Annotated in this window: 21 protein-coding genes; 13 read left to right on the forward strand and 8 right to left on the reverse strand. The window is 51.7% G+C overall.

What is annotated here, in order from left to right; translation table 11 throughout:
* The first annotated feature begins 1 nt into the window (after window position 1).
* Complete coding sequence (locus tag MW898_RS19415) at window positions 2–652, forward strand: dihydrofolate reductase family protein (RefSeq protein ID WP_248909963.1); 651 nt, start codon at window positions 2–4, stop codon at window positions 650–652.
* A 964-nt stretch (window positions 653–1,616) separates the two neighbouring features.
* Here MW898_RS19415 and MW898_RS19420 read toward each other — a convergent pair.
* Window positions 1,617–2,294 (reverse strand): class I SAM-dependent methyltransferase, encoded by a 678-nt coding sequence (locus MW898_RS19420; RefSeq protein WP_248909964.1) that lies wholly within the window; start codon window positions 2,292–2,294, stop codon window positions 1,617–1,619.
* Window positions 2,295–2,489: 195 nt separating this feature from the next.
* Between MW898_RS19420 and MW898_RS19425 the strand changes: the two genes are divergently transcribed.
* A complete protein-coding gene (locus MW898_RS19425) occupies window positions 2,490–3,128 on the forward strand; it encodes a helix-turn-helix domain-containing protein (protein WP_248909965.1) in 639 nt (212 codons plus the stop codon).
* Window positions 3,129–3,310: 182 nt separating this feature from the next.
* On the opposite strand, the gene MW898_RS19430 is transcribed toward MW898_RS19425, so the two are convergent.
* The 3 genes from MW898_RS19430 to MW898_RS19440 form a co-directional block, all read right to left on the reverse strand.
* On the reverse strand, window positions 3,311–3,937 hold the full coding sequence (locus tag MW898_RS19430; protein WP_248909966.1) for a GNAT family N-acetyltransferase: 627 nt from the start codon (window positions 3,935–3,937) through the stop codon (window positions 3,311–3,313).
* Window positions 3,938–4,085: 148 nt separating this feature from the next.
* On the reverse strand, window positions 4,086–5,762 hold the full coding sequence (locus tag MW898_RS19435; RefSeq protein ID WP_248909967.1) for a phytoene desaturase family protein: 1,677 nt from the start codon (window positions 5,760–5,762) through the stop codon (window positions 4,086–4,088).
* 782 nt (window positions 5,763–6,544) lie between these two features.
* The gene (locus MW898_RS19440) at window positions 6,545–6,895 is read right to left on the reverse strand and encodes a hypothetical protein (protein WP_248909968.1); all 351 of its coding nucleotides are present in this window, start codon (window positions 6,893–6,895) and stop codon (window positions 6,545–6,547) included.
* A 275-nt stretch (window positions 6,896–7,170) separates the two neighbouring features.
* On the opposite strand from MW898_RS19440, the gene MW898_RS19445 reads away from it, so the two are divergent.
* From MW898_RS19445 to MW898_RS19460, 4 genes are all read left to right on the forward strand, one after another.
* Complete coding sequence (locus tag MW898_RS19445) at window positions 7,171–7,593, forward strand: VOC family protein (protein ID WP_248909969.1); 423 nt, start codon at window positions 7,171–7,173, stop codon at window positions 7,591–7,593.
* Window positions 7,594–7,977: 384 nt separating this feature from the next.
* Window positions 7,978–8,742, forward strand: a complete 765-nt coding sequence (locus tag MW898_RS19450) for a DUF7344 domain-containing protein (protein WP_248909970.1) — start codon at window positions 7,978–7,980, stop codon at window positions 8,740–8,742.
* Between the two features lie 91 nt (window positions 8,743–8,833).
* Window positions 8,834–9,121 (forward strand): hypothetical protein, encoded by a 288-nt coding sequence (locus MW898_RS19455; RefSeq protein ID WP_248909971.1) that lies wholly within the window; start codon window positions 8,834–8,836, stop codon window positions 9,119–9,121.
* Window positions 9,122–9,852: 731 nt separating this feature from the next.
* Entirely contained in the window at window positions 9,853–10,260 is a 408-nt protein-coding gene (locus MW898_RS19460) for a hypothetical protein (protein WP_248909972.1), read from the forward strand.
* A gap of 231 nt (window positions 10,261–10,491) precedes the next feature.
* Here the strand turns inward: MW898_RS19460 and MW898_RS19465 are convergent, their stop codons facing one another.
* On the reverse strand, window positions 10,492–11,196 hold the full coding sequence (locus tag MW898_RS19465; RefSeq protein ID WP_248909973.1) for a helix-turn-helix domain-containing protein: 705 nt from the start codon (window positions 11,194–11,196) through the stop codon (window positions 10,492–10,494).
* Window positions 11,197–11,392: 196 nt separating this feature from the next.
* Complete coding sequence (locus tag MW898_RS19470) at window positions 11,393–11,803, reverse strand: hypothetical protein (RefSeq protein ID WP_248909974.1); 411 nt, start codon at window positions 11,801–11,803, stop codon at window positions 11,393–11,395.
* 355 nt (window positions 11,804–12,158) lie between these two features.
* On the opposite strand from MW898_RS19470, the gene MW898_RS19475 reads away from it, so the two are divergent.
* Window positions 12,159–13,046, forward strand: a complete 888-nt coding sequence (locus tag MW898_RS19475) for a hypothetical protein (RefSeq protein WP_248909975.1) — start codon at window positions 12,159–12,161, stop codon at window positions 13,044–13,046.
* Window positions 13,047–13,064: 18 nt separating this feature from the next.
* On the opposite strand, the gene MW898_RS19480 is transcribed toward MW898_RS19475, so the two are convergent.
* Window positions 13,065–13,379: a hypothetical protein gene (locus tag MW898_RS19480; protein ID WP_248909976.1), complete on the reverse strand. Its 315-nt coding sequence runs from the start codon at window positions 13,377–13,379 to the stop codon at window positions 13,065–13,067.
* 213 nt (window positions 13,380–13,592) lie between these two features.
* On the opposite strand from MW898_RS19480, the gene katG reads away from it, so the two are divergent.
* Entirely contained in the window at window positions 13,593–15,737 is a 2,145-nt protein-coding gene (katG, locus tag MW898_RS19485; RefSeq protein WP_248909977.1) for a catalase/peroxidase HPI, read from the forward strand.
* A 481-nt stretch (window positions 15,738–16,218) separates the two neighbouring features.
* Window positions 16,219–16,956, forward strand: a complete 738-nt coding sequence (locus MW898_RS19490) for a hypothetical protein (RefSeq protein WP_248909978.1) — start codon at window positions 16,219–16,221, stop codon at window positions 16,954–16,956.
* Between the two features lie 338 nt (window positions 16,957–17,294).
* Here the strand turns inward: MW898_RS19490 and MW898_RS19495 are convergent, their stop codons facing one another.
* Complete coding sequence (locus tag MW898_RS19495; RefSeq protein WP_248909979.1) at window positions 17,295–17,600, reverse strand: hypothetical protein; 306 nt, start codon at window positions 17,598–17,600, stop codon at window positions 17,295–17,297.
* Window positions 17,601–17,650: 50 nt separating this feature from the next.
* Here MW898_RS19495 and MW898_RS19500 point away from each other — a divergent pair, with 50 nt between their 5' ends.
* The 4 genes from MW898_RS19500 to MW898_RS19515 all read left to right on the forward strand — a co-directional run bounded on the left by MW898_RS19500 (window position 17,651) and on the right by MW898_RS19515 (window position 22,802).
* Complete coding sequence (locus MW898_RS19500) at window positions 17,651–18,349, forward strand: class I SAM-dependent methyltransferase (RefSeq protein WP_248909980.1); 699 nt, start codon at window positions 17,651–17,653, stop codon at window positions 18,347–18,349.
* A 401-nt stretch (window positions 18,350–18,750) separates the two neighbouring features.
* Window positions 18,751–20,361 (forward strand): PQQ-binding-like beta-propeller repeat protein, encoded by a 1,611-nt coding sequence (locus MW898_RS19505; protein ID WP_248909981.1) that lies wholly within the window; start codon window positions 18,751–18,753, stop codon window positions 20,359–20,361.
* A gap of 310 nt (window positions 20,362–20,671) precedes the next feature.
* Complete coding sequence (locus MW898_RS19510) at window positions 20,672–20,866, forward strand: cold-shock protein (RefSeq protein ID WP_248909982.1); 195 nt, start codon at window positions 20,672–20,674, stop codon at window positions 20,864–20,866.
* 757 nt (window positions 20,867–21,623) lie between these two features.
* Window positions 21,624–22,802, forward strand: a complete 1,179-nt coding sequence (locus MW898_RS19515) for a hypothetical protein (protein ID WP_248909983.1) — start codon at window positions 21,624–21,626, stop codon at window positions 22,800–22,802.
* The last annotated feature ends 3 nt before the right edge of the window (window positions 22,803–22,805 follow it).

Below are 22,805 nucleotides of genomic sequence, written 5' to 3' on the forward strand. Positions count from 1 at the left end.
TATGGGTATCGTCACTGTGGATGTGTCCATGTCGCTGGATGGATTCATCGCCGGACCGAATGATAGCCAAGAGAATCCTATCGGCGACAACGGCGAGCGGATCCACGAGTGGGTGTTCGATCTGGCAAGTTGGCGAGAGCGGCAAGGTCTCGACGGTGGGGCGAGCAATCGAGACTCCAAAATCGTCGCGGAATCGTTCGAAAACGTTGAGGCTGCCGTTATGGGGCGACGAATGTTCGACAACGACGACGGACCGTGGGGGGATGACCCCTTTGCGGGCCATTGGGGCGACGACCCACCCTTCGGCATCCCAGTCTTCGTCCTCACACACCACACGCGGGAACCGCTCGAAATGGATAACGGAACGACGTTCCACTTCGTCACAAGCAGTATCGAACGCGCTCTCGAACGGGCGAAACAGGCCGCAGGCAACGGCGATGTTGAGATCGTCGGTGGCGCAAACGTTATCCAGCAGTTCGTTGAAGCCGGCCACGTCGACGAGATTCAGATTCACATCTCACCCGTGCTTCTTGGCGGCGGGATTCGATTGTTTGACTCACTCGAATCAGCGCCGATCGACCTAAATCGAACGAGCGCTGTGGCGTCTCCCGATGTCACCCACCTTCGGTTCGAAGTCATACCTCAGAAATAATTTGAATACTGTGATTTGCTCCACTGTCACCCATTAGTCGGGGAGGTTACAGAGACGCGATCGAAGTTGTTCGCTGTTCTCGCTTACGGAGATCTACAGATCACTGTTCGAGACTGAGATTCGATGCAAGAACAACTGATACAGCCGGTTACGGGTAGTGAGTGATACACCAACTCGTACGTGGACCATCACAGAAGACATTTATCCAATCAAGCGAGATCATATGTAATGGTATTATTTAATATGCATATACTTACAACACTCAAACAGCACTTCACAACTACTCCCTCTGTCGCCCCGCCTCCCTACGAATGCCAAGGATGTGAATCACGGTTTGGTACTCAGCACCAGGTCTGTCCAGTGTGTGAAGGGTACACGATTGAGCGAACCGAATGGCCACATCTCGATTAGTGAGACGCCACCGCTAACGAACGGCTGGTGCCGCTGAACTAGGTGATCTGCTTTGAGCAGGAGGGGTAACGTAACCAATCAAAGGTTGTGCTCGTGCGTTTACGCGTCTGATAGAACATTTCAGGACTCGTAAGCGAGTGTATATGTTGTAGTGTGCTGTCTCGTCTGCAGAATTGTTTTCGATTGATTGAATGCCATTTATTCAGGTAAAATCGGGACACAGAATGCATACTCTACAGTCAGTACGTTGGAGTTGGAAGAGGACGTACTTTCAAAATCATTAGAGATCGTGATATGAACTCCAATAGGAATCATCAGCTCATGCGCTCCATCCTACCCACGTAGCTCCACCCAACCCAAGTAATGAGAATTCCCACGATCGAGGCTATTATACCGATGATCGTCCACTCCACTGACGTTCCAGTGACTGGTTCACAGTCTTTGATGCACAAAATGGGGTCTATCTGGATTATTCCAAGTCCTTGCGACAACCACAGCACACCGAGAAGCGACACGACGGCCCCGAAAATCGTCAACATCGCCGCTTTCGCATTCATGTTTCAGTTTTCCTCACTGGCGTGGCAGTTCCGCGCACGAAGGGTTTAGACGGGCTAACGCCGATGCTCAGCGTTTCGATCTCATCGAAATCGAAGGGACCAGCTGCGATCCAGTCGTCCGTTCGACGGTTGAGATGGCAGCCGTTGACGATCCGTTTCCAGAGCGGTGTCACCGCATCCTGAACGTAGCCCCGCAGACCCCCCGATCGAACGTGTTCGAGAAACCGGAATTCTCCATCCGGCTTTACAACACGGTGGACTTCCGTTAGTGCGCGAGAAGGATCCTGTACCGTACAAAATACCGCAGAAGCGATAATCACGTCGAATGTATCGTCCGCATAGGGCAGGGATTCAGCCCGACCTGATCGTAGGTGCACGTCCAGACCGTGCGTACTGGCCGTTCGTTTCGCTTGCCTGCGCCTGTGGGGATCCGGCTCGATTGCGTGCAGGTGGAGTGCTGGCCCACGCTGGACTGCAGTTCGCAGGTATGGGAACATTGCACCTTTCCCAGCCCCGAGATCTAGGATCACCCCTTCGAGATCATGCGAGAGATATCGCCGATGTTCAGTTAGATCAAAGCGCTCAGAGAGCGCAGCAATGCTCGGCCGATCGGACGTTTCAGATCCTGTTTCCGTCCGGTTCGTGTCGCTCTTTTCGTCATTCGTGCCCGGCATGGGTTGGTGAGAGAGACGTTCCACTCGTGCATGGGAATAGCCCCATACATCTGAGGCAGGTTTAAATACGTATTCAGCATACGTTCTCTTTGATGCACCGTCGCCTGCGACAGACGCAGCTAAATCAACTCGCTACTACACGTGTCCGAAGACAGTTGTCTCAGACACAATGGACACGAGAAACAGAGTAATAGTATGAGGTATATTACGTTCGTCATTCCTCAGGTCGACGATGAACGCTGTTCGAACGGAGACTGCGATAATCCAGCAGTGAACAGTGAAGCGATTCAGTATATCAATCTCTTGGATGACGGAACTGGCGTCGGACTGTATCAACTCCGTGGTGACGCCGAACAGGGCGTGGAAGTATTAGAAGCGAATCAAGACGTACTCGCTTGCGAAGTGTCTGGGGCATCGGACGGACTTGTCTATGTCCATTTTCGAGCAAATACCCTCATGACCGATCTCCTCAGTCTACTCCGACAGTATGAGATCGTTGTGGACTGGCCGATGGAATACACCGATCAGAGCGGGCTTCGGATAACTATGCTTGGCGAGGACAAGAAGATCCGAGAGGCAATCACAGGACTCCCCGACGATATTCAAATCACGCTCGAAGGGATCGGTGAGTATCACCCAGATATGCGCCAGGTTGCGTCGCTACTAACGGAACGCCAGCAAGAAATGTTAGAACTAGCGATCAACGAGGGCTATTACGAGATGCCACGGCGTGCAACCCTCAGCGACCTTGCAGAGAACGTGAATATCTCTGCGGGGACGGTTGGTGAGCACCTGCGAAAAGTCGAAACGAAGGTTCTCATGGAAATCGTATGATACCGATGTTGCTCTACGAAACCGTCGGTCCAACAATTCCTACTGAACTGATAATCGACAGCAGATCGGCCATACGCGATCATGATCGAACTGTCTCGACGTTTTGAATTTCTCGGTGTTCGAAAGTGAGAATGAACTACCGTAATAGTAACAAGTCTGGGAGCTGTGTACAGAGGAGGTCATCACAGATTTTGTGCTCGAATCACATTTAACTCATCCTCTGTAACATTTTCGCGCCACTGTGATTGTGAGATACTGTACAGATGTAAGTCCCGAGGATTATCGAAATCGCCCGGAGGAAGTCCATTTCGAAGGATACCATCGTACTGACCGCCGTACGTATCCACGTACTTCTCGATGGAGCGTTCCGACTGTTCGTTATCTGGTTCATGTCCAATACTCACAAGATCAAGATCGAGCCGTTCAAAGGCGACGTACAGCATCACCCCGGCTCGTTCAGCCGAATATCCACGCCCCCAGAACGGTTCCCGGATCCAAATTCCGAAGGAAGCCTTCCGTTTCTCCCATTCGAGCCACAGTTCGCCAACACCGACGAATTCGTCCTCAGATTTAGAGTTAATAGCGTAAGTTGCACGTTCATAAGATTCCCACGTTTCTTCACTTTTTTCGATCGCGTTGATCGTTTCCCTCGGTGTCGCGTGTGGTTTTTCGCCCAGAGAACGCATTACAGCATTCATCTCTCCAGAGCGATGATACTCGTAGAGATCAAGGGCACTGACCGACTCGTGGAGTGGTTCGTATCGTAATCGGTCACTCTCTATGTGTGTGGGGAAGAGATTCGAGGGCATGTTCAAGAGTAGTCTACTGATACTTTTTCACAACGAAAGCTCATTCGGATTTCTTTCGCGGTCGGTCACTGTTACGCAGTGAAGGAAATTCGCCCATTGTCCAGTACGACTACTGAAGTTGATTTTCGCTGGAGAGCTTCAGTAAAACTTAGTAGAAAAAATGCAGCTTATTGCGAACCGCTGTCGCTTTTTGTTTGATGTATTTCTCGGTAGCCACGAGGGATTTTGTTCCAAATCCGGGGTTGAGTATTCGCTGTGCTGCCAGCTGTCCGGATGTAGCGTTGTTACCCGCACCTGGCCACGTTGCTGCACCAATCATGTAGAGGTTCTCAATAGGCATTCGATACGTCGACCACCCTGGAAACGGCCGCCAGAGGAAGTTTTGTCGAAGATGATGGCTTCCAGTGACGCTATCACCACCATGTAAATTCGGGTTATTGCGCTCTAAGTCCACTGGTGAGAGAACGGCTCGTTCTCGAACTAGCTCTCGAACATCTGGTGCATACGCCTCTAATTTATCGATGACGCGATCCGCAACGGGTGTTTTGGCATCGTCCCAGTTAGTTGCCTCAATCTCGTGGGCAGCATCGCCCTCAATCGTGCTTGGCAATGTCCGTACCTGAATCCAGAGAATCTCTCCAGTATCGGGCGTCCGGCTCGGGTCGACTGCGGTTGTCTGTCCAACGACTAAAAACGGACTTTTCGGTATCAGTCCGTTCAGTGAGTCAGTATACGTCTCAGCTAGATCCTCGACATAGGGGGCAATGTGCACATACGCGAATTCATCGATGTCGTCCGGTCCATTCCACTCGGGAAGATCATCGAGTGCAAGATGAATCATCATCGTCCCTGGTCCGTATTCGTAGCCATCAACATACGCTTCGAACCGATTCGGTAGCGAGTGGTGTGAGAGAAGGTCGTCGAATAAGACTGTTGGCGTGAGGTTGCCGATAACAGCCGTCCGAGCACCGATACGGTCGCCTGAGGCGATTTCAACGCCGATGGCACGATCATCGTCGGTCACCACCTGTGTTACCTCGGCGTTCGTCCAAACCTCGCCCCCAGCTTCCCGAAGGACGCCTGCTAGCGCCTCAACAATACTTGAGGCGCCACCAGTCGCAACTGAGACACCCGCTTCCAAATCCGAAAACGATTCGACAAACGGAAACATTCCGCCTCCGGAGACGTCCGGACCGAAATCGAGATGCATCCCCCAGCAGGCCATCAGCGCACGTGCTTCGGGCGTCTCGAAATATTCGGTTCCGAGCTCACGAGTCGAGCTGAGAACGATTCGAATATCAGCAAGGATTTTATCGATACTCGTATTGTGGAGAGCTGTTGCCATCGCACGGACAGCACTAGCGGAAGGGAGTGACACCTCATAGAGCGGGAGCAGCGTTCGTTGGAAATGACCAAATTGGTCGTGGAGTTCCTGCCAGCCTTCTGCATCAGCGACACTGTGATTTCTAAGTTCCTCGTTCGTCCGGTCGGTATCGCTATAGATACGCAGAGCAGAACCATCGGGGAACACGTTACAGAACGGCTTTTCTGTGGTGGAAAATTCGAGTCCGTGCGCTGCTAATTCGTCGCCGTAGTCATCGTAAACCGACGATTGAAGAAACAGATTCTGATTCGTCGAATAGACATCGTGAATGAATCCTGGTTCGGTCAGCTCGGCGCTTCGCACTGCACCACCGATCGTGGCGTTTCGTTCGACAACGAGCGGCTGTATACCATTCGTAGCAAGATAGAGTGCACAGGTGAGACCATTATGTCCTGCACCGATCACCACAGCATCGTATCTCGTGTCAAACTGAGCTGTCATAACCAGATCGTACTATATAACCACCGAACAGGCGTTAAGCCTGATGGTTAGAAATTAATGATATTTTTTCGATACTACTTAATCAGAGTAATGGCGCGGTCGAGAGGTGGAAATGAAACACGGCAGCGCGGCTTTACGAACCCCACGATATAGACCGTTTTTAATATCTTTTATAACAAGAAATCTTGATCTCTACACGCAACAACTATCCCCATCTAACCATACTATAATCCAATACACACCTATTATGAATAATTGCTATCATGATTGGGAGATGTATCCCTCCGTGTTGGCTTTTGGCGGTGGGATTTTCATTATCGCTCTCGTTAACATTGTTTCCAATATCGCTATGAGTGCCATATATACGCCACTCGCTAAGAATCACGGGATATATTTGTCGTTCTGGATACGAGTGATCGTTTCAGCACTCGTCATCGCCGGTATGTACTCTGCAGTGGGTGTTTCGTTGGTACGGTCGTGGTTCGGTGAGCCATTTTCTCGATCGGTGATCATACCACAGATGCTATTGGGACCCCCTATCCTAGCGTATCTGGTACTTCTTGTAGCGGTCGGCATCGGCTCTCTCACTCAGCTAGTAGTCATTGGCGAGATTAGACTGAGCTATGGCTACCTCATCCTGATCTGGAGCTTGATCCCAGCAGCATTCGTGGGTATTTGGGGTGGGTTGATACTCAGTTGGCTCCTACGACGGAGTCCGCTCATAAGCGAATGAGACGTTTCGCACAGTCCATCTCAATAAAATAGTTGAGCTGGTGCTGTGCTCAGATGTAACTCGAGGCAGCTACGCCTCCGATAAGACAAGCCAGCAATCCGCCATACCAAATGAAATGAACCGGGCTAATTGGGTCTATGCCAATTTCGATACCCACCATTCCAATAACATAGGCACCTATGCCTCCAATGATATAGTTGCTCAGCTGAATATCAGTTGCTCGTCCGAATACTGCCCCAAGAATGATGGAGAGCAAGAAGAGTGCTATCGTTAATATCGTTCCTCCCCCAAATTTGTCAAATATCTTCGCCCAATAGTTACCGCGTGGTGGCCACAGAATAAGTCCAGCGACGGTCGTGAATATGATGCTTCCAACGATTTCTTTGATATGGTGAGTCATGTATTGTTCTGAACTGCTAACTCCTATTACGATCTTCTTGCTATGTTATCTCAAAGACGAAGCAAGTAAACATTTGAGGATGTTTTTGAATAGCTGTTCACCGCTGATTGCTACTACACAGTTGAGAACGGCCCCCACTCGTCCGAATTAGTTAACAACTCACATTATCTGTAGGGAAGTCGCTGCTGGCTGGTGATCGAGATTTCACTTTTGCGTCGCTAGGTGAATAGTTATGTCAGTCTCCTGCATCCCTTAGAGCGAAGAACTGCTCATCTATGTCACTAGATAACATAAACGTCCTCTTCGTTGCTGGATTTGGGCCTATTGTTCAGGACGATGCTGCGAGTCGGGAACTGTACGCCGAACTCCTGAACATTTCCTTCGAAGAAGACAACGGGTATCTGCACACGACAGAGTTACCAGGAGCCAGATATTTTGCCCTTTGGCCGCTGTCGCAGGCGGCCGAGTCCTGCTTTGGCCATGCTAGCTGGCCGAGCGATATACCGACTCCACAGGGATGGATTGAGTTCGATGTAGAGGATATCGAAGCGGCAACAGCCACGTTAGAAGCAGAAGGCTATCATCTCCTTGTTACTGCCCGAGAAGAGCCATGGGGACAGACTGTGACTCGTTTGATTGGACCGAATGGGTTGTTGATAGGAATAACACACACTCCTTGGATGAGAGAGACGGAATAAGAACTGAATTCCAGAATCAGAGAACTCCTTCATTTCCCAGTCCGGCGAGTTTTGTCATCACTATCACATACCTCGGCGACAGTGAGTGCTTGTGCGCGAAATCGCGACAATCGGGATGCGAAGGGAGACTGTGGCGCACCAATTGGCAATCACAGCGGTCACGAACGTCTGCACGCTCACCAACTGGTCTCACTGAGATATCGTAGACGAGCTATCTCTAGTTATAAGATATTCTACACAATAGAATGACCTAGGCAGATGATGTCGTGGATGTACGCTCCAATAGCAGTGGGTAACCATCGGCCAGCGTTAATTTGCAACTGAGTATAACAATACATTGTTTTTGAACATAGACATAAAACGATTCCCTGCTGAGTAAGGAATATGACGTCGTGGAAGGGTGAAAACTTTCTCAGGTCCCACAATCCAGCAATAGAGGCAATCACATCCGAAGAACGAAGAATGATTCTTGATGCGCTTCTCACTCAGTCACCGCTTACCGAGGGGGCCCTTGTAGAATTTCTCGCAACGTCTGAGAAGGAGAGAGAATCTGATTCCCCAACGAGAGAGGCACTTCAAATAGATCTGTTCCATACCAATCTCCCTACTCTGAAGGCTACCGATCTAATCGCTTGGGATCAAAGCAAGGAGACAGTTGAAACGACAAATCATCCGGCACTTACTGATCCACGATTCTCCAAAATTCTCAAGCTAGATTCTGATGGGTTAAACACGGCTCTACGGGGGATTTCTCACGAATACCGACGAATTGCTCTTACTATTCTCAGAGACAAACACGAGCCGATATCCCGGGACACGCTAGCAAGAGAGATTGCTCAGCGCTGTGAAACACAGACAGTTCCAGAGACAGCGATGATCGAAGAAGTCGCCATTTCACTCCACCACACCCATTTCCCGAAGCTTTGCGAGATGAACCTCATTACGTACGACGCAGACACCGAGCGGGCTTCGTACACAGCAAACCAGACACTTGAAGAAGTGTTCAAAATCATCTACGATCCAGACCAAAGTATCGTCGATAAGTATGAAGGGTTCCTGCGTGGACTTCAGGAAACCTATCCACAACCAGGACAGGATCGCCGTACCCTAGCTGAGTGGCCTTTCTGGGGGGAATTCCACTATGGTTAATCCTCCAGGTTTTTGGTCGTTTGTCATCACAAATATAGGATTTGTGATAGTTAGTTGCTTGTTGACTGGATTGAGCTTTCTTGCCTATCGTATGAGCAACGGTCAGCAATCGTATGCGATCGCCACCGTCGGATTTGGATGTATTCTTCTGGGTGGTGCCACAGAACTAGTGGTCATATACTTGTTCGTTCCCGACTTCGTTCTGACCGGAACAGAATTTCTATACTTACAGGCTAGCGAAAATGTCCTGACTGCGTCTGGATTAGGATTTCTCTTCTATGCAATCACAAGGCACACGACAGATTCATCGAAGCGGCCATATGCATCATCGACTGATGAAGAAGACGTCTGGATGGCAGAGGATCTGTACGACGATTGAGGCATGTTTCATAGTGGTATGATCGCGTACAATAATCGGTGCCGAATCTCTCTACACCATACCAACGTTGTAAAAGCGTGGGAGTGAAAGGGCTGCTCAACGAGCGAAAATATAACGGATGTGATCAAATGATCATGACGAGATATTGATGATAGGTAGGTTTCTGTGCAAATTGTGTCGTCAAAGCTGATTCAACTGCAGACGATCGCCAGAATCACCTCGGTCGGACTGGTGCAGTCATTCGACGATATTGATCAGTTCATTAACGGCAAAGAGGTTTCACGCACTAGTATAGTGGTCAATTATCAACACATTACCCCCACTTGATGAGTTCGCTTCCCGATCGGTCGCTCAACCCCTAATTCGACGAATATCCGTCGGACAGCAGTCGGTGGCACCCACAATCACTATCAGTGTTAGGCGAATTAGTTGTTCGTCGAGTATGGTTTTCCTCACGGATCGTGATGCTCCTCGATGGCCAATTGAGCGACGACGTGATCAAGCCGTCTCTCACTGTACCAATCGGTGAAAATAGCTTCCTCAGTGGCCAACTTGACTCGTTTTCTATCACGATCACTGCAATTTGTTATCGCTGAGACTGTCAGCACCCGTTCGATGGTATGAACGGCGCAGTTGCTGGCACCTATCTCGACAGCGGATTCATCGTCCTCAATACGCAGTAATTACAGAATATCGGAAACAAGTATAGTTGAGGGTCGAATGGGAGGGATATGGACGTTTTGTCTGCGCTCTCTGAGCAGTTTCCGGATCATCCACCGACCTGGAACGATATTGTGATAGCTGTGATAGCAATTTCGTGGGTGCCTCTCTATCGCACTGATTTGGAGGAAATTTCGTGGGCGATGGCAATGGGCGGCTTCGTTGCGTTTTTCGTCATACGCGGCCCGGTAGCAAATTCACCGATCGGAATGCGACTCGGGAGTTGGTGGAAAGCGATTGGACTTCGTGGTCGAGCAGTCGGTATTATCCTCTACGCCGTCGGTGTTTGGATTACGAGTCAGTTTATCTATATCTCGGTGACTCTGGTCAGTAGCATCGTCGCAGGGGGCATGCTTGCGATTGCTGTCTTCGTCTTTCTCCATGTGCTCTCTGCCAGAGAAGTGTCTGGGTGGGTGTAGACCTACAACATATTATCCTTGGCACTCACACTCGAGGAGTGCAAAAACATCGATTACGCCCGATCACGCACGTAGTGCAATTGTCACCAATGACAGCCCGTGTGCGGAGCCAGTTCATTGGCAGTGTGCGTGCTCGGGTCCCCGCGCAATCGTGTGGAGTGGCTCTGTTAAAATTCTCTTCTTTATATTCTTACCATGGTAGAACTACTGGTCACTCTACGTGTAAGCCGATCAAATTTTAACCGGCAGGTCAGACCGGGGAAGAATCACCCGTTTGTAGAAGACAACATAGGTGAATGTGACGAAAAGATACAGTCCACTTGTCAACAGGGATGGCCAGTCCAGAACAAAAATCAAAAACACGGCCCAGAACCCGCCCACCACAACACCACCCAGCGAAAGGATGTGCAGCCCCTCTTTCGACTGAACCTGCAAGTCGCTCCCAGTCGTCAGCCGAATGCCAATCACTCCGCCTGTGAGAGACGCCCATGTGAGGATTGGGAGCCCACCCACCGTCCCGACGGTTGCTGGCAACTGCCGGGAAGAGCTAACGAGTATTGCCCAACCGACCAAACCAAGTGCAGCCCACGCAATACTCCGCAAGAGCTCTTCCCGGAGGATCAACCGGACTCGTGGATGCTGTAGGAACGCACGGAGTGGGTTCTCTGTACCGGCCGACTCCCCCAGCGCTCGTTTTCCCTCCGGTGAAAGCGGCCACTTCGACTCCGGATAATGGATATAATAGAGAGTCAACGAGTCAGAAAACATTTCTGTTGCAATAATTCCGTGTTCCTCCAGTTCGTTCAATCGGTTGCGGACGGTAACCTTCGAGACGTCTGGCTTGATCCGTTGTTGAATTTGCTGTAGTGAAAAGAACGGTCGATCGGTCTGTTGCATCGTCTCGATGACGTGTCGGTGTGTGAGCTTCGTATTCACTCTCCTGTCTTCCGGCAATTGCTTAGAGATCCACGGAGGGAGTGACATCTGTTGTCTACGAGCTGTTAAAGGGGTATGAACGCGTCGGGTTGTAGGGTTTTTGTTTTCCAGAGGTTGCACATACAGGCTGTGGCTCCGTGTTTACCAAACGATCCTACTGATCATTCGTTCTAGAGGTGCTGTCTCCAGTAGGCGGTTACGCTGTCATTTTAGCGGTAACGGCGCCCGGTATCACGAACCAGTACCAGAGAATAGTGATAACGGTCACCCCGACGTACGCGACAGTTACCCACAGAGCAGAATACTCACCTGCTGTGACGAGGGACACTGCGCCGACACCGCCAAGCATGGTTCCGAAAAGGAGACTCATCACTAGACCGGCCGGCGTCTGAACCTGCAACTCTGCAGATGTCGCAGCACGAATTCCGATCGCACCCGTCGTCAGCAATGCCCACGTGAGTGCAGGCAGTCCGAAGACCGTCAGAGCCGTCGCGTCCAACCACGCTACCTCTGAAATCACGAGGGGCCATCCAACAATTCCGAGGCCGATCCACGCGATGCTTCGTAACAATTCCTCTCGTATGATGCGCCGTCGTTGTGGCTGCATATCTACAGGTCAATCGAGGATTTCTGCTCGTAAAGCAACGGTGAGAATTTTGCGTTTGGATAGTGGGATTTTCCAGCCTGAAAACGAACTTTGCGTCCGCAAAGGTGGGCACTGAGACTTTTCGTTGAGTACACTCTCGTCTTTGTTCAACCGACTGGGATCCGTCTCGATTGGCAATACTGGACTGCTGACGGTTGCATGTTCGCTGCTCGGAATTCAATCTCCATCCAGACGGTATTGTACTGCTCGCTTGTCAGCATCCCATCACCAACTAGTTATAAATAACATACATCAGATACGATAAGAACAGATCAATGGGTATATGCTTCGTAGATGGTAGTATTGCAGTGTATTAATGGTTGAAAAACTTGAGCAATCTGCAACTAATACGATAAATATTTCTCGACGAGATACGCTGAAACGTCTGGGCGTCGCCGGTGCCGTCTTGACTGCGCCGGTCCGCGCTGTGGCCGCTGATGCTGATCAGACCAGAACGATACGCCCAGACTCAAGCGGTTACGACGCTCTGGACGAAGTTGCGGTGACGATAACCGAAAGTGGAAACACTCGTGTCGATATATCCGGAACAAGAAGCACCGATATGCGGGAGACGAAGGGGTTCCGCACCCAGCTGGTTAACATTCAGACCAACGATGGGCGATTGACTCCACAACTGGCCAGCGCCACTGTCGTCGAACTCCCCTCGTCAAAGCTCCCCAAGCAAAAGACAGACCAACCGGGAACGAGTTCGAACGCTGACAGCGGTTCCGGTACTGCCTCTTCCGACGGTAGCGACAGCAACGAAAGCGACAAACAGGGCGGTGTTTGGGCTCGGACAGAAGACCCAATCGACATTACGCTTACCCAGACGGATCACTGGATCGAGTGGACAACCGCTGATGGAGACGTCGACTGGGTGAATTGGAACTGGAAAGCCGAGTGGCACAGCGTCGAATCCCCACCAGCACCACCGAGTCGTGGCAAAGACACGTCCATCTGGAAGCCTAGTGACTACGGCCACTGTTACACGGATTTCGAAGGCAATGCTGTCGAGAGCAAAGCCTCCGCAGACTACTACAATTGGACGTGGGGTCACGATAAGAACAAGACAACGACTCATCACCGCATCATCGTCGAGGGCAATCCTGACGGATCGCTTGATTGGCAAACGAGCCACTGGCACACCGGAGAAGACGCGATGTTACTCCACGTTGATGTTGGGATCCACGGTGACGATCGATAGTCGCTAATTCTGTATTGATCAGGAGAGTAGTCGCCAGAGATGGCGAAGAATAGTGGCTGTAAGAGCAGCTATGAAATAGAACCATACACCGCTAAGAGCAAAGAACCAAGGTGTACCGAGGAATCCGGATGGCAGCATCGGAGTTGTGATCGCAGTGAAGCCGATGAGAACAAAGTATCCGGGGACTGCAAGCAGTGACGTTATTGATGATTCGATCGCTGCTGCGAGACCGAAGGGGACGATAAGGAGGAGAAAAATGACCAATATATCGGGTCGCAGTAGCCATCGTCTGAACCAACTCTCAGAGTCAGATTTCGGTCCCTTCTGTATCATTGGAAACTCCTGTGTTATCTCACAATTTGAGCCTTATTAAATTGGATATGAGCTGTCTTGGGATCCTGAACAGAAATCTTGACTGAATGTACAGTAGACATGCTGACCGATAACAAATAAAAATTTACACAACCAACATATTGTTTAGGTTATATAGAATATTCATTGCCGAATTAAGTAGTCTTAATATGCAAAAGCAACTACGCTCCGATGATGAGTAAGTCTAACCAAGACTGGTGGCCGAATCGTCTCGATGTATCGATTCTCAACCAGAATGTTCGCCAGTTCGATCCGGCGGATGAAGAGTTCGACTATGCCGAAGAGTTTGAGAAACTCGATCTCGACGAGGTGAAAGCGGATATCGAAGAGGTGATGACGACGTCGCAGGACTGGTGGCCGGCTGACTATGGTCACTACGGGCCATTAATGATCCGGATGGCGTGGCACAGCGCTGGCACATATCGCATCAGCGACGGTCGTGGCGGCGCGTCCCGTGCCGGACAGCGCTTCGCACCGCTCAACAGCTGGCCCGACAACGCGAACCTCGATAAGGCACGTCGGCTGCTCTGGCCGGTCAAGGAGAAATACGGCCGTAAACTCTCGTGGGCAGACCTAATCGTCCTCACCGGGAACGTCGCTCTGGAGTCGATGGGCTTCGAGACGTTCGGCTTCGCTGGTGGACGCGAGGACGCCTTCGAACCCGACAAGGCCGTCGACTGGGGTCCCGAAGATGAGATGGAAACGACCTCTCCCGAGCGCTTCGATGAAGACGGTACCCTCGAGGATCCGCTTGGAAACTCCGTTATGGGTCTTATCTACGTGAATCCAGAAGGACCATACGGTGACCCGGATGTCGAGGGATCGGCGCACAACATCCGCCAGACCTTCAGCCAGATGGCGATGAACGACGAGGAGACAGCTGCACTCATCGCCGGCGGCCACACGTTCGGGAAAGTACACGGCGCTGATGACCCTGAAAATCTTGGGCCTGAGCCTGAAGCGGCTCCGATCGAAAAACAAGGCCTTGGCTGGGAGAACGACTTCGAGTCCGGCAAAGGGGCTGATACGATTACCGGTGGCATAGAAGGCCCATGGAACAGCGCACCAACCAAATGGGACATGGGTTACATCGACAATCTGCTCGATTACGAGTGGGAGTCACACAAGGGTCCCGGCGGTGCATGGCAGTGGAAGCCAAAGAACGAGGAGGCACACGACACCGTGCCGGACGCCCACGATCAATCGGAGATGGTCGATCCCATGATGCTGACGACGGACATCGCCCTAAAACGGGATCCAGACTATCGAGAGATCCTTGAGCGCTTCCAAGAAAATCCTGCGGAGTTCCAAGAGGCATTCTCGAAAGCGTGGTATAAACTGATCCACCGCGATATGGGTCCCCCAGAACGGTTCCTCGGTCCGGAAGTTCCTGACGAGGTGATGGTCTGGCAGGATCCCGTCCCCGACGCCGACCACGGTCAGATCGACGATGAGGACATCAAGGTACTCAAAGAGAAGCTTCTTGAGTCGGAACTATCCGTCTCGCAACTTGTCAGGACCGCCTGGGCCTCGGCGTCGACGTATCGTGACAGCGATAAACGTGGCGGTGCGAATGGGTCCCGGATCCGCCTCAGACCGCAGCGTGACTGGGAAGTCAACAACCCCGAGGAGCTGGAGACGGTACTCGAAACCCTAGAAGGAATCAAAGAGGAGTTCAACGACTCGCGCTCGGATGGTACTCAGATCTCGCTCGCTGATCTGATTGTGCTTGGCGGCAACGCGGCCATCGAACAGGCAGCAGCCGATGCCGGCTACGATGTGGACGTCCCGTTCGAACTGGGACGGACGGACGCCTCCCAGGAGTGGACTGACGTCGAATCCTTCGAGGCGCTCAAACCCGAAGCGGATGGGTTCAGGAACTACCGCAGCGAGGAGGCCGACCGACCAGCTGAAGAGATGCTGGTCGATCGGTCGGAGCTCATGAATCTGACGGCACCCGAGATGACAGTGCTGGTCGGCGGCATGCGGGCACTGGGCGCGAACTACGACGGATCGAATCTCGGCGTCTTCACCGACCGACCGGGAACGCTAACGAACGACTTCTTCTCAGCCCTTCTCGGAATGGAAACAGAGTGGGAACCGGTCTCCGAAGAAGAACAGGTGTTCGAAGGACGCGATCGTGAGACGGGGGAACTCAAGCATAAGGGATCCCGCGTGGACCTCATCTTCGGGTCGAACGCCCAGCTTCGAGCTATCGCGGAAGTCTACGGAGCTGAAGACGGCGAGGAGAAGTTCGTACACGACTTCATCGAAGCATGGCACAAAGTCATGAGTCTCGACAGGTTCGATCTCAAATAAGCTGAACGACACGCTTCCGGACAGCGGTCAGAACAGTGTAGCAACGTTTTACGCGATTGTGTTGTCGGGTCGTTTGGAACGTCTCGAAATACTCCTCTCTACCGAGTTTCGACTGCCACGAGTGTCTGAATGACGACTCTGAATGTGACAGCTGACTATCTGATAACCGTCACCAGGAGGAATCAGCTCGAAGAAGCAAGGAATAGACTCAGCAAAGAGGGCCGGACTGTTATTGCAGAAGGGGATCGAACCACAGATCCACGAGTTCGTGTAATAACTGGGATAATAGTGGTAATCAATGGATGGAATATGAATATTTGCTAACAACCGAGGCCCTCTGCGTTCGTTTGAGAATACTTTGGCACCGTTACTAAGGGCCGCTGAGTGATTAATCCATCACGCAATCTACCCTGATTACACCCAGCAAGATGGTGGTTGCCCGTCACCCATGATTCATATACTGTCCGGTGAAACTAGTACTATGGACCGACGGCAGGTCTTGGCAGGGTTCGTTGCCACCCTTACTCTCGGCTCCGGTTGTCTTGGCATATTTGAGAACGAAAGCACAGAGGATTCCTCTACAGAGACAGCAGGGGGTGAATCTCCAACGGCCATCGCAACGCCGATGTCATCAGAACCGACCGAGACCGAGACGGACCAGCCACCGACCAACACACCATCGTCCCACACAACGAAATCGACTGGAACGTCAACTGGATCGACGCTCATTGATCCAACAAATCTCACGACGTACACCAGTGATAGCGCTTCGTACAGCATCAAGTATCCCGCCAACTGGCGAAACACCAGCTCTGGTGAAGACACTGTCAGCTTTACTGCTCCAGACAATCCGGCTCGCATGCTAGTGCGGACGGAACACGGCGTTCCGAATACTGTGCCTCGCGAGACGATTATCGAGACCGCAATCCAGCAAGCTAAACAGATATACTCCCTCGATCAAGCTACTCGTATAGACCAGAAGGAGGTAACGCTGCCCAACGACATCCCAGCCACGGTAGTCAATATGCGGGTACGCCGATCGTCCTCTGAGCTACTACGAGGAACATTCCTCGTTGCACACGTCGATGACACCGTCTATATCGTAGGAGTCATCGTTCCAAAGCGTGATCTCACACCCTCCGTCAAGCAGGCGATGCATACGATCGTCACGTCACTCACAATTCAGGGTAGTCAATCAGCTATCAGCTCACCGCGATGAGACCGATCACATCCTACGACATCGAACCACCATATCACTTCACTAACTTCTTTTCGGAGTTCGAACTTCGACAGCGAGAGAAGACGTCGTGGTATCGAATAGTGTAGGGTGCAGCAGGCTGATAGTGCCACTCGCTGTTCACGGTTTGTCACAATAGATTACGCGAAGTGGGGAGAGCCGACACCGCTCAGCAAGAACCCGTGGTGATACACTCGGATGGCTACTCACACGATCAGCCGATGCCAGAGAGGGGGCCGTGTGATCGTGGGTTGCTCAGCGTGGGCAGCTCGGGCATCACCAATTACATCGACGTGGAGTAGTCCATTCAAGTTTATCCCCTAACTCAGCTTTCTATCGATAGTATCGTAACTATCTCGGCTAACAGCATTGAGCCCATTGTCGCCGCTGGACGGTTCGTAGACCTGTACCCAGCCATCGCTACTGCTGGTGACGGTATACGCGTTGTACTCGATCGCCTTCGTTCCCGGATCGAATGTGATGACATCCAACTCGACTAATGTCGGGATGTTGCTGTCGTCGTTCGTTTCATAGTTGTGGAGAAACGTGAAACCGGACGACCGAAGCGTTCGAAGGGGCTGGGACAATCCTGTTTGCCAACGTTCAATCGTGATATGAGAATCCATCACAAATCCGCACAATCGTTATCATCATTCATCGAGATTCTTAGACAAGAATGACACGTGATTGGGTGATTGATGAGCACCAGCATGCAGGTGAGGAACATCTTGATCCAGAACAGGTAGCTCGGTACGACAAAAAACTTCCATTCGATCCAATCCCGGAACTTGAGCGTCTCGTAGATTACGGGCTTACTGAAGATGAGACGATTATCGATTTCGGCACCGGAACGGGCGTCTTCCCGCTCGCTGCTGCAGAATACTGTGATCAGGTTATAGCAATTGACATCTCTGAATCGATGTTAGATGTGGCCCGAGAGAAAGCCGACGATGAGGGCGTCCGCAACGTCGAATTCGTCCACGACGGGCTCGTGAGTTACGAACACGAGGGAGATCCTGCCTCATTTGCGTTCTCGAAGAACGTATTCCATCACCTACCTGACTTTTGGAAAGTTGAGGCTCTCAAAACCGTTGGAGACACTCTCGAACCGGGTGGTATCTTCCGATTGCACGACCTCGTCTATTCGTTTGATCTGAGAGACAGTACTGAGGAGATCAAGGCCTGGCTCGAAGCGAGAAAGTCAACTGCGTTTACCGAGGAAGAGCTCTACAACCACTTCCGCGAGGAGTTCAGTACGTACGACTTCCTGTTCGAATCGATGCTACGAGAGACGGGCTTCAAGATACTCGACTCGACGTATCAGGAGAGTTTCTATGCAGCATATACCTGTGAGTGGCGAGGAGATTCTCACTAGCAATTCCGTCATGGCAAAATTGCTCGGCTTGTATTTAATTCCACAATTATTACTGGGATGGAAGAGGCAGCCATGTACCCGGCAAAATGCACCGAGTGTATTGGAAAGACAGCAACAGACCTATTTTTCGAAGTTGTGATACACGCTCGATATCAGGTGGCTGTGATCATCGGGCCAGATATGCGTGTTCATTTACTGATGCTCTCAACACGTTCAGCAATTTATCGTTCTGTTTTATGATCCGGCTTCAGTTGTATCGAGAGATGAGTTTAGCAAATAGCCCAGAATAGTGAACTTCTGAGACGGTGGCGTCGGTGAATCCCCGTGAAAACGCTCGCACGACGATTACAATCGATACACCCGGCCAGAAAACCTATTATGTGCTTGTTGAATTGGTGCTTATGAAACAACAAGATCCGTCAGCCAGACGTGGCAAATGTATTGGCCGGCGGATATTTCTCGCAGGAATGACTGCCGGAGTAGTTGGTCTCGGTTCACTTCATTCACCCTCGATTAAAGATGCCCTCGCACAGTCGACTTCATCTCAGACCGTTGGTTGGCCGCAGTATCGGGCCAACAGCAGTCGATCGGGTGTCGTTGCGGATCGACACGTCCCGACATCGAACGTCACGCCGAAATGGCCGCTGAAGAAGCAGAACGTTGGGCAACCAGTCGCTGATGAGGACACGATTTATCTGACGAGCGAAACGCTCACCCGCGAAAATCCACAGCTACAGGCTATTTCTCGTGCGGATGGTTCAGTTCGCTGGCAAACAGGTCTTACCGATGATACCCTGGCGAGTAGCCGATCCATCCCTCCGGCCGTTATCGATGGGACGGTTTATTTTAGTAATGGAACACGAACCCGTGCGTTCGACGCCGAAACCGGAACGGAGCAATGGAACAGTCCTCATGGCGGGACCTGGCTCGTGGTTTCGAACGGTCGGCTCTATCTCCAAGGCGCCAACAATGCATTCGTTACACTGGATAGTTCCGATGGGTCAGTCGTATGGGAGGGTCTCAGCGGTGTGAACGATAAGTTTCTCACGTGGAAACACGCAGTTGCTGACGAGACTCTCTACGTAGGGCTAATAGAGCGATCCGGGGATGCACCATCGGAAGTCCGAGCGCTCGACAGTACGACGGGCGATTCCCAGTGGAAAACCACAATCGATGCTGATTATCCGGAGATAGCTGCAACGAAGCAGGGAGTGATCGTTGCCACTAATACTGTCTTGTATTCATTGGATCCAGCCTCTGGCACGGTTCGTTGGCAGCAACAGGGCGGCCCACTCGATCGAGGAGAGGCTCGTTACGTATCCACGCCTGTGATTCACGAGGATATGGTGTATGCAGCGGTCGACGGCACATTCTTCGCGTTTAATATTGAGACAGGAACGAAGCAATGGACAACAGATGGGGTCTCTGAGACAACCCTTGTCGGGGATCGTCTCTATGGCTTGCGTGGATCGACTCTTGTCGGTCTTGACGTCACGACTGGCCAGCAACAGACCGAGTATCGGTATTCTGGTGATGGACGAATCGATACGTTCGTTCCACTGGACGGGATGCTCCTCGCCAGATTGTATCGGAAATTCGATGGTTATCGAGAGTTTCCCATCCCAGGGTGGCCCCTCCTCGTTTTGTCGGAAGATGAGTCTAGGTCCACCGAGGACGACGATTCGGATGCTACTGACGAAGCGACCGAAACACAGACACAAACGCCCACGAGCACGCCCTCCGAGCCGACACTACACATCAGAACGGAGACGGCAACGCAAACGACGCCAACTTCGACCCGCACGGATCCTCATACACAGACAACCACGTCATCCCAGACGACATCTACTTTGACCCAATCGACCTCGACTGAAGCAGCGACCACAACGGCATCCGCAGAGCGTACACCATCAGCCGAGAACCCGACCACGACTGACGGCCCCGGCTTCGGTGTGTTGTCCACTCTTGCAGCTGCCGGTGTCGGGCTGTGGGGCTATCGCCGCCGCGAGTAACATCACTCGGCGGAATTGCTGTTCGAGATTACCAACGTTCCCGTGCGCAAATTAGCAGAAACGAGCAGAACCTCGTCTATATCCCCACTGTATTGCCAGAATCACGTACAAGACTACCAGTACTCAGTGTCGTTCCTATCAGAATACAGACAATCTCTGACTCAGTCTCCGTTCTGCTTCACACCCAATTTCACATTCGTATAGAATCATGTGATAGTTGGCCAACCGTCACACGAGCACTCAGTACGTGGGTCATGATATGACACCTCTCGGAACACCTATACAGGTGTGGCCACAAGCTTTGATCGTAATGTCGAAAGGTACGGTTGATTTCTTCAACGACACAGGCGGTTACGGGTTTATTTCCACTGAGGACGCGGACGATGATGTCTTCTTTCACATGGAGGATATTGGCGGCGCGGATCTCGAAGAAGGAACGGACGTCGAATTTGAGATCGAGCAGGCCCCCAAAGGGCCACGGGCGACCAATCTCACCCGCCAGTAGAATCCCTTTCTGCTGAGCTCCCTAGTTGCACGAATTACTAGCTTCATACGATTTTTATGAACGACCACAGCTCACCGAGAGTGGCGACCACGTAATCGTGTTTAATTCCAGTGTGGGTTCCTCCCGCGTCAGGATTTTCCTGCTGACCAGCGAGCACGCTGAGAGATTATGGCAGGGTAGCGTTCGCAACTTAGTATGTTTGGAGCGCGGAAAGATTCAAATACTGGCCAGTCGCAGTAATATCATCAATCCAAACACTTCGTTAATCGACTTGCGGATAAGAATTTCTGCTTTTGCTGCGGTCTACTGCATGTTTTGCTCACTCATACCCATTGTACTCTACAACGAAGGAAGTCGATAATTTTGTTATTAGTTTTTTAGTGAGGTGAACGTAAGATGTAGCTTAACCCGTGAATAGTCGTTTCTCTACCAGTAGGAGAGTGTAGTTGACGTTGGTCAATGTCGTGCGTATGTGTAGAAACACCAATTAGCCAATAGTGGTGGTGAGTATCACGGTTGTACAGAAATATGAAACCAGTTCATAGAATAGGAGATTTCCGAGACGGTAGCGAGCGTCGGTGACCAACCCGCGAAAACGCCCACACGACGCGTGCAATCGACACAACCGGCCACAAAACCTATTATGCACTTGTCGAGTTATCGATATGCTTCCGAGAGCCTCCCGTCATCTCATGGTCTGCGGGAGTTCTCGCAATAGAAATATACTACTATGATTGGAAAACGACTGGTTGTTTGGATGGTGTCAGCCCTCCTCGTCGTCTCCGTTATCGGAGCGAGTGGCGTTCCCGCCAGCGTGCTGGCTACTGATGGCTCGGATGGCAATGACAGTCGGACGACCGCCACAGCCATCGATGTCGGGAAGACCGCGACTGGAACGATCGAACCGGATGATGTCGATTGGCACGCCGTTGAGGTTGAATCTGGGAAGAGTATCTTCGCCAATCTCACCCTCACGACGGAGAATGAGGAAGACCTCAAATTCGAACTCTACAACCCGGACGGTGAGCGGATCGGCGAAGGTCCTGCTGACCTGATGGTCCCTGGCTATCATACCATGCGAATGGTCACGGGTGGGACTGCGACGGGTGGTGACATCGCCGAGCTGTCTGGGACCTACTACGTCCGGGTACAACCCGTCGGTAATGAGTTCAGCGAACCGACCGATTATGAGTTAGCCGTCGAGACGACGGAGCTCGATGGAAACGACCCGAACGAGCAACCGAACACGGCCACTCAGATCGACCAGGACGCGACGATCGCCGGCGTGCTGAGCGGCTCTGACCGAGATACGTACGCGATCGACCTCGAAAAAGGGGAGACGATCACCGTCTCTGCTGAGTACGACGGGAGATTTAGCCCGTACACATACCTCGTCGGGCCGAACGCGAGCGACGTAATGCTTGATTCATACTCCGATACGGACTACGCTATCGCACGTCAAACGATTGGGGGAGACCACGAGTTCACCTACACGGCGATGACGACCGGGACGCACTTCCTCCGCGTCAATCCGAACATAGAGAGTTCGACGATCAACACGTTCAACGAGAAGGCGTCGTACGAGGTCTCCGTTAACGTCTCTGGATCCACCGAGGACGACAATTCGGATTCCACTGACGAAGCCACCGAAACACCGGCACAAACCACCACGCCCTCTGAGACGACACTTCAAACCCGAACAGACACGACACCGCAAACGACACCGACTACAACCTTTACGGACTCTCATTCACAGACGACATCTACTTTGACCCAATCGACCTCGACCGAAGCAACGACCACAACGGCATCCGCAGAGCGCTCCCCACCATCCAAGGACAAGGAGTCAACCGCAACAGATGGTCCTGGCTTTGGTGTGTTGTCCACTCTTGCAGCTGCCGGTGTCGGGCTGTGGGGCTATCGCCGCCGCGAGTAACAT

Source organism: Halocatena marina (assembly GCF_023276375.1).
GTDB lineage: Archaea > Halobacteriota > Halobacteria > Halobacteriales > Haloarculaceae > Halocatena > Halocatena marina.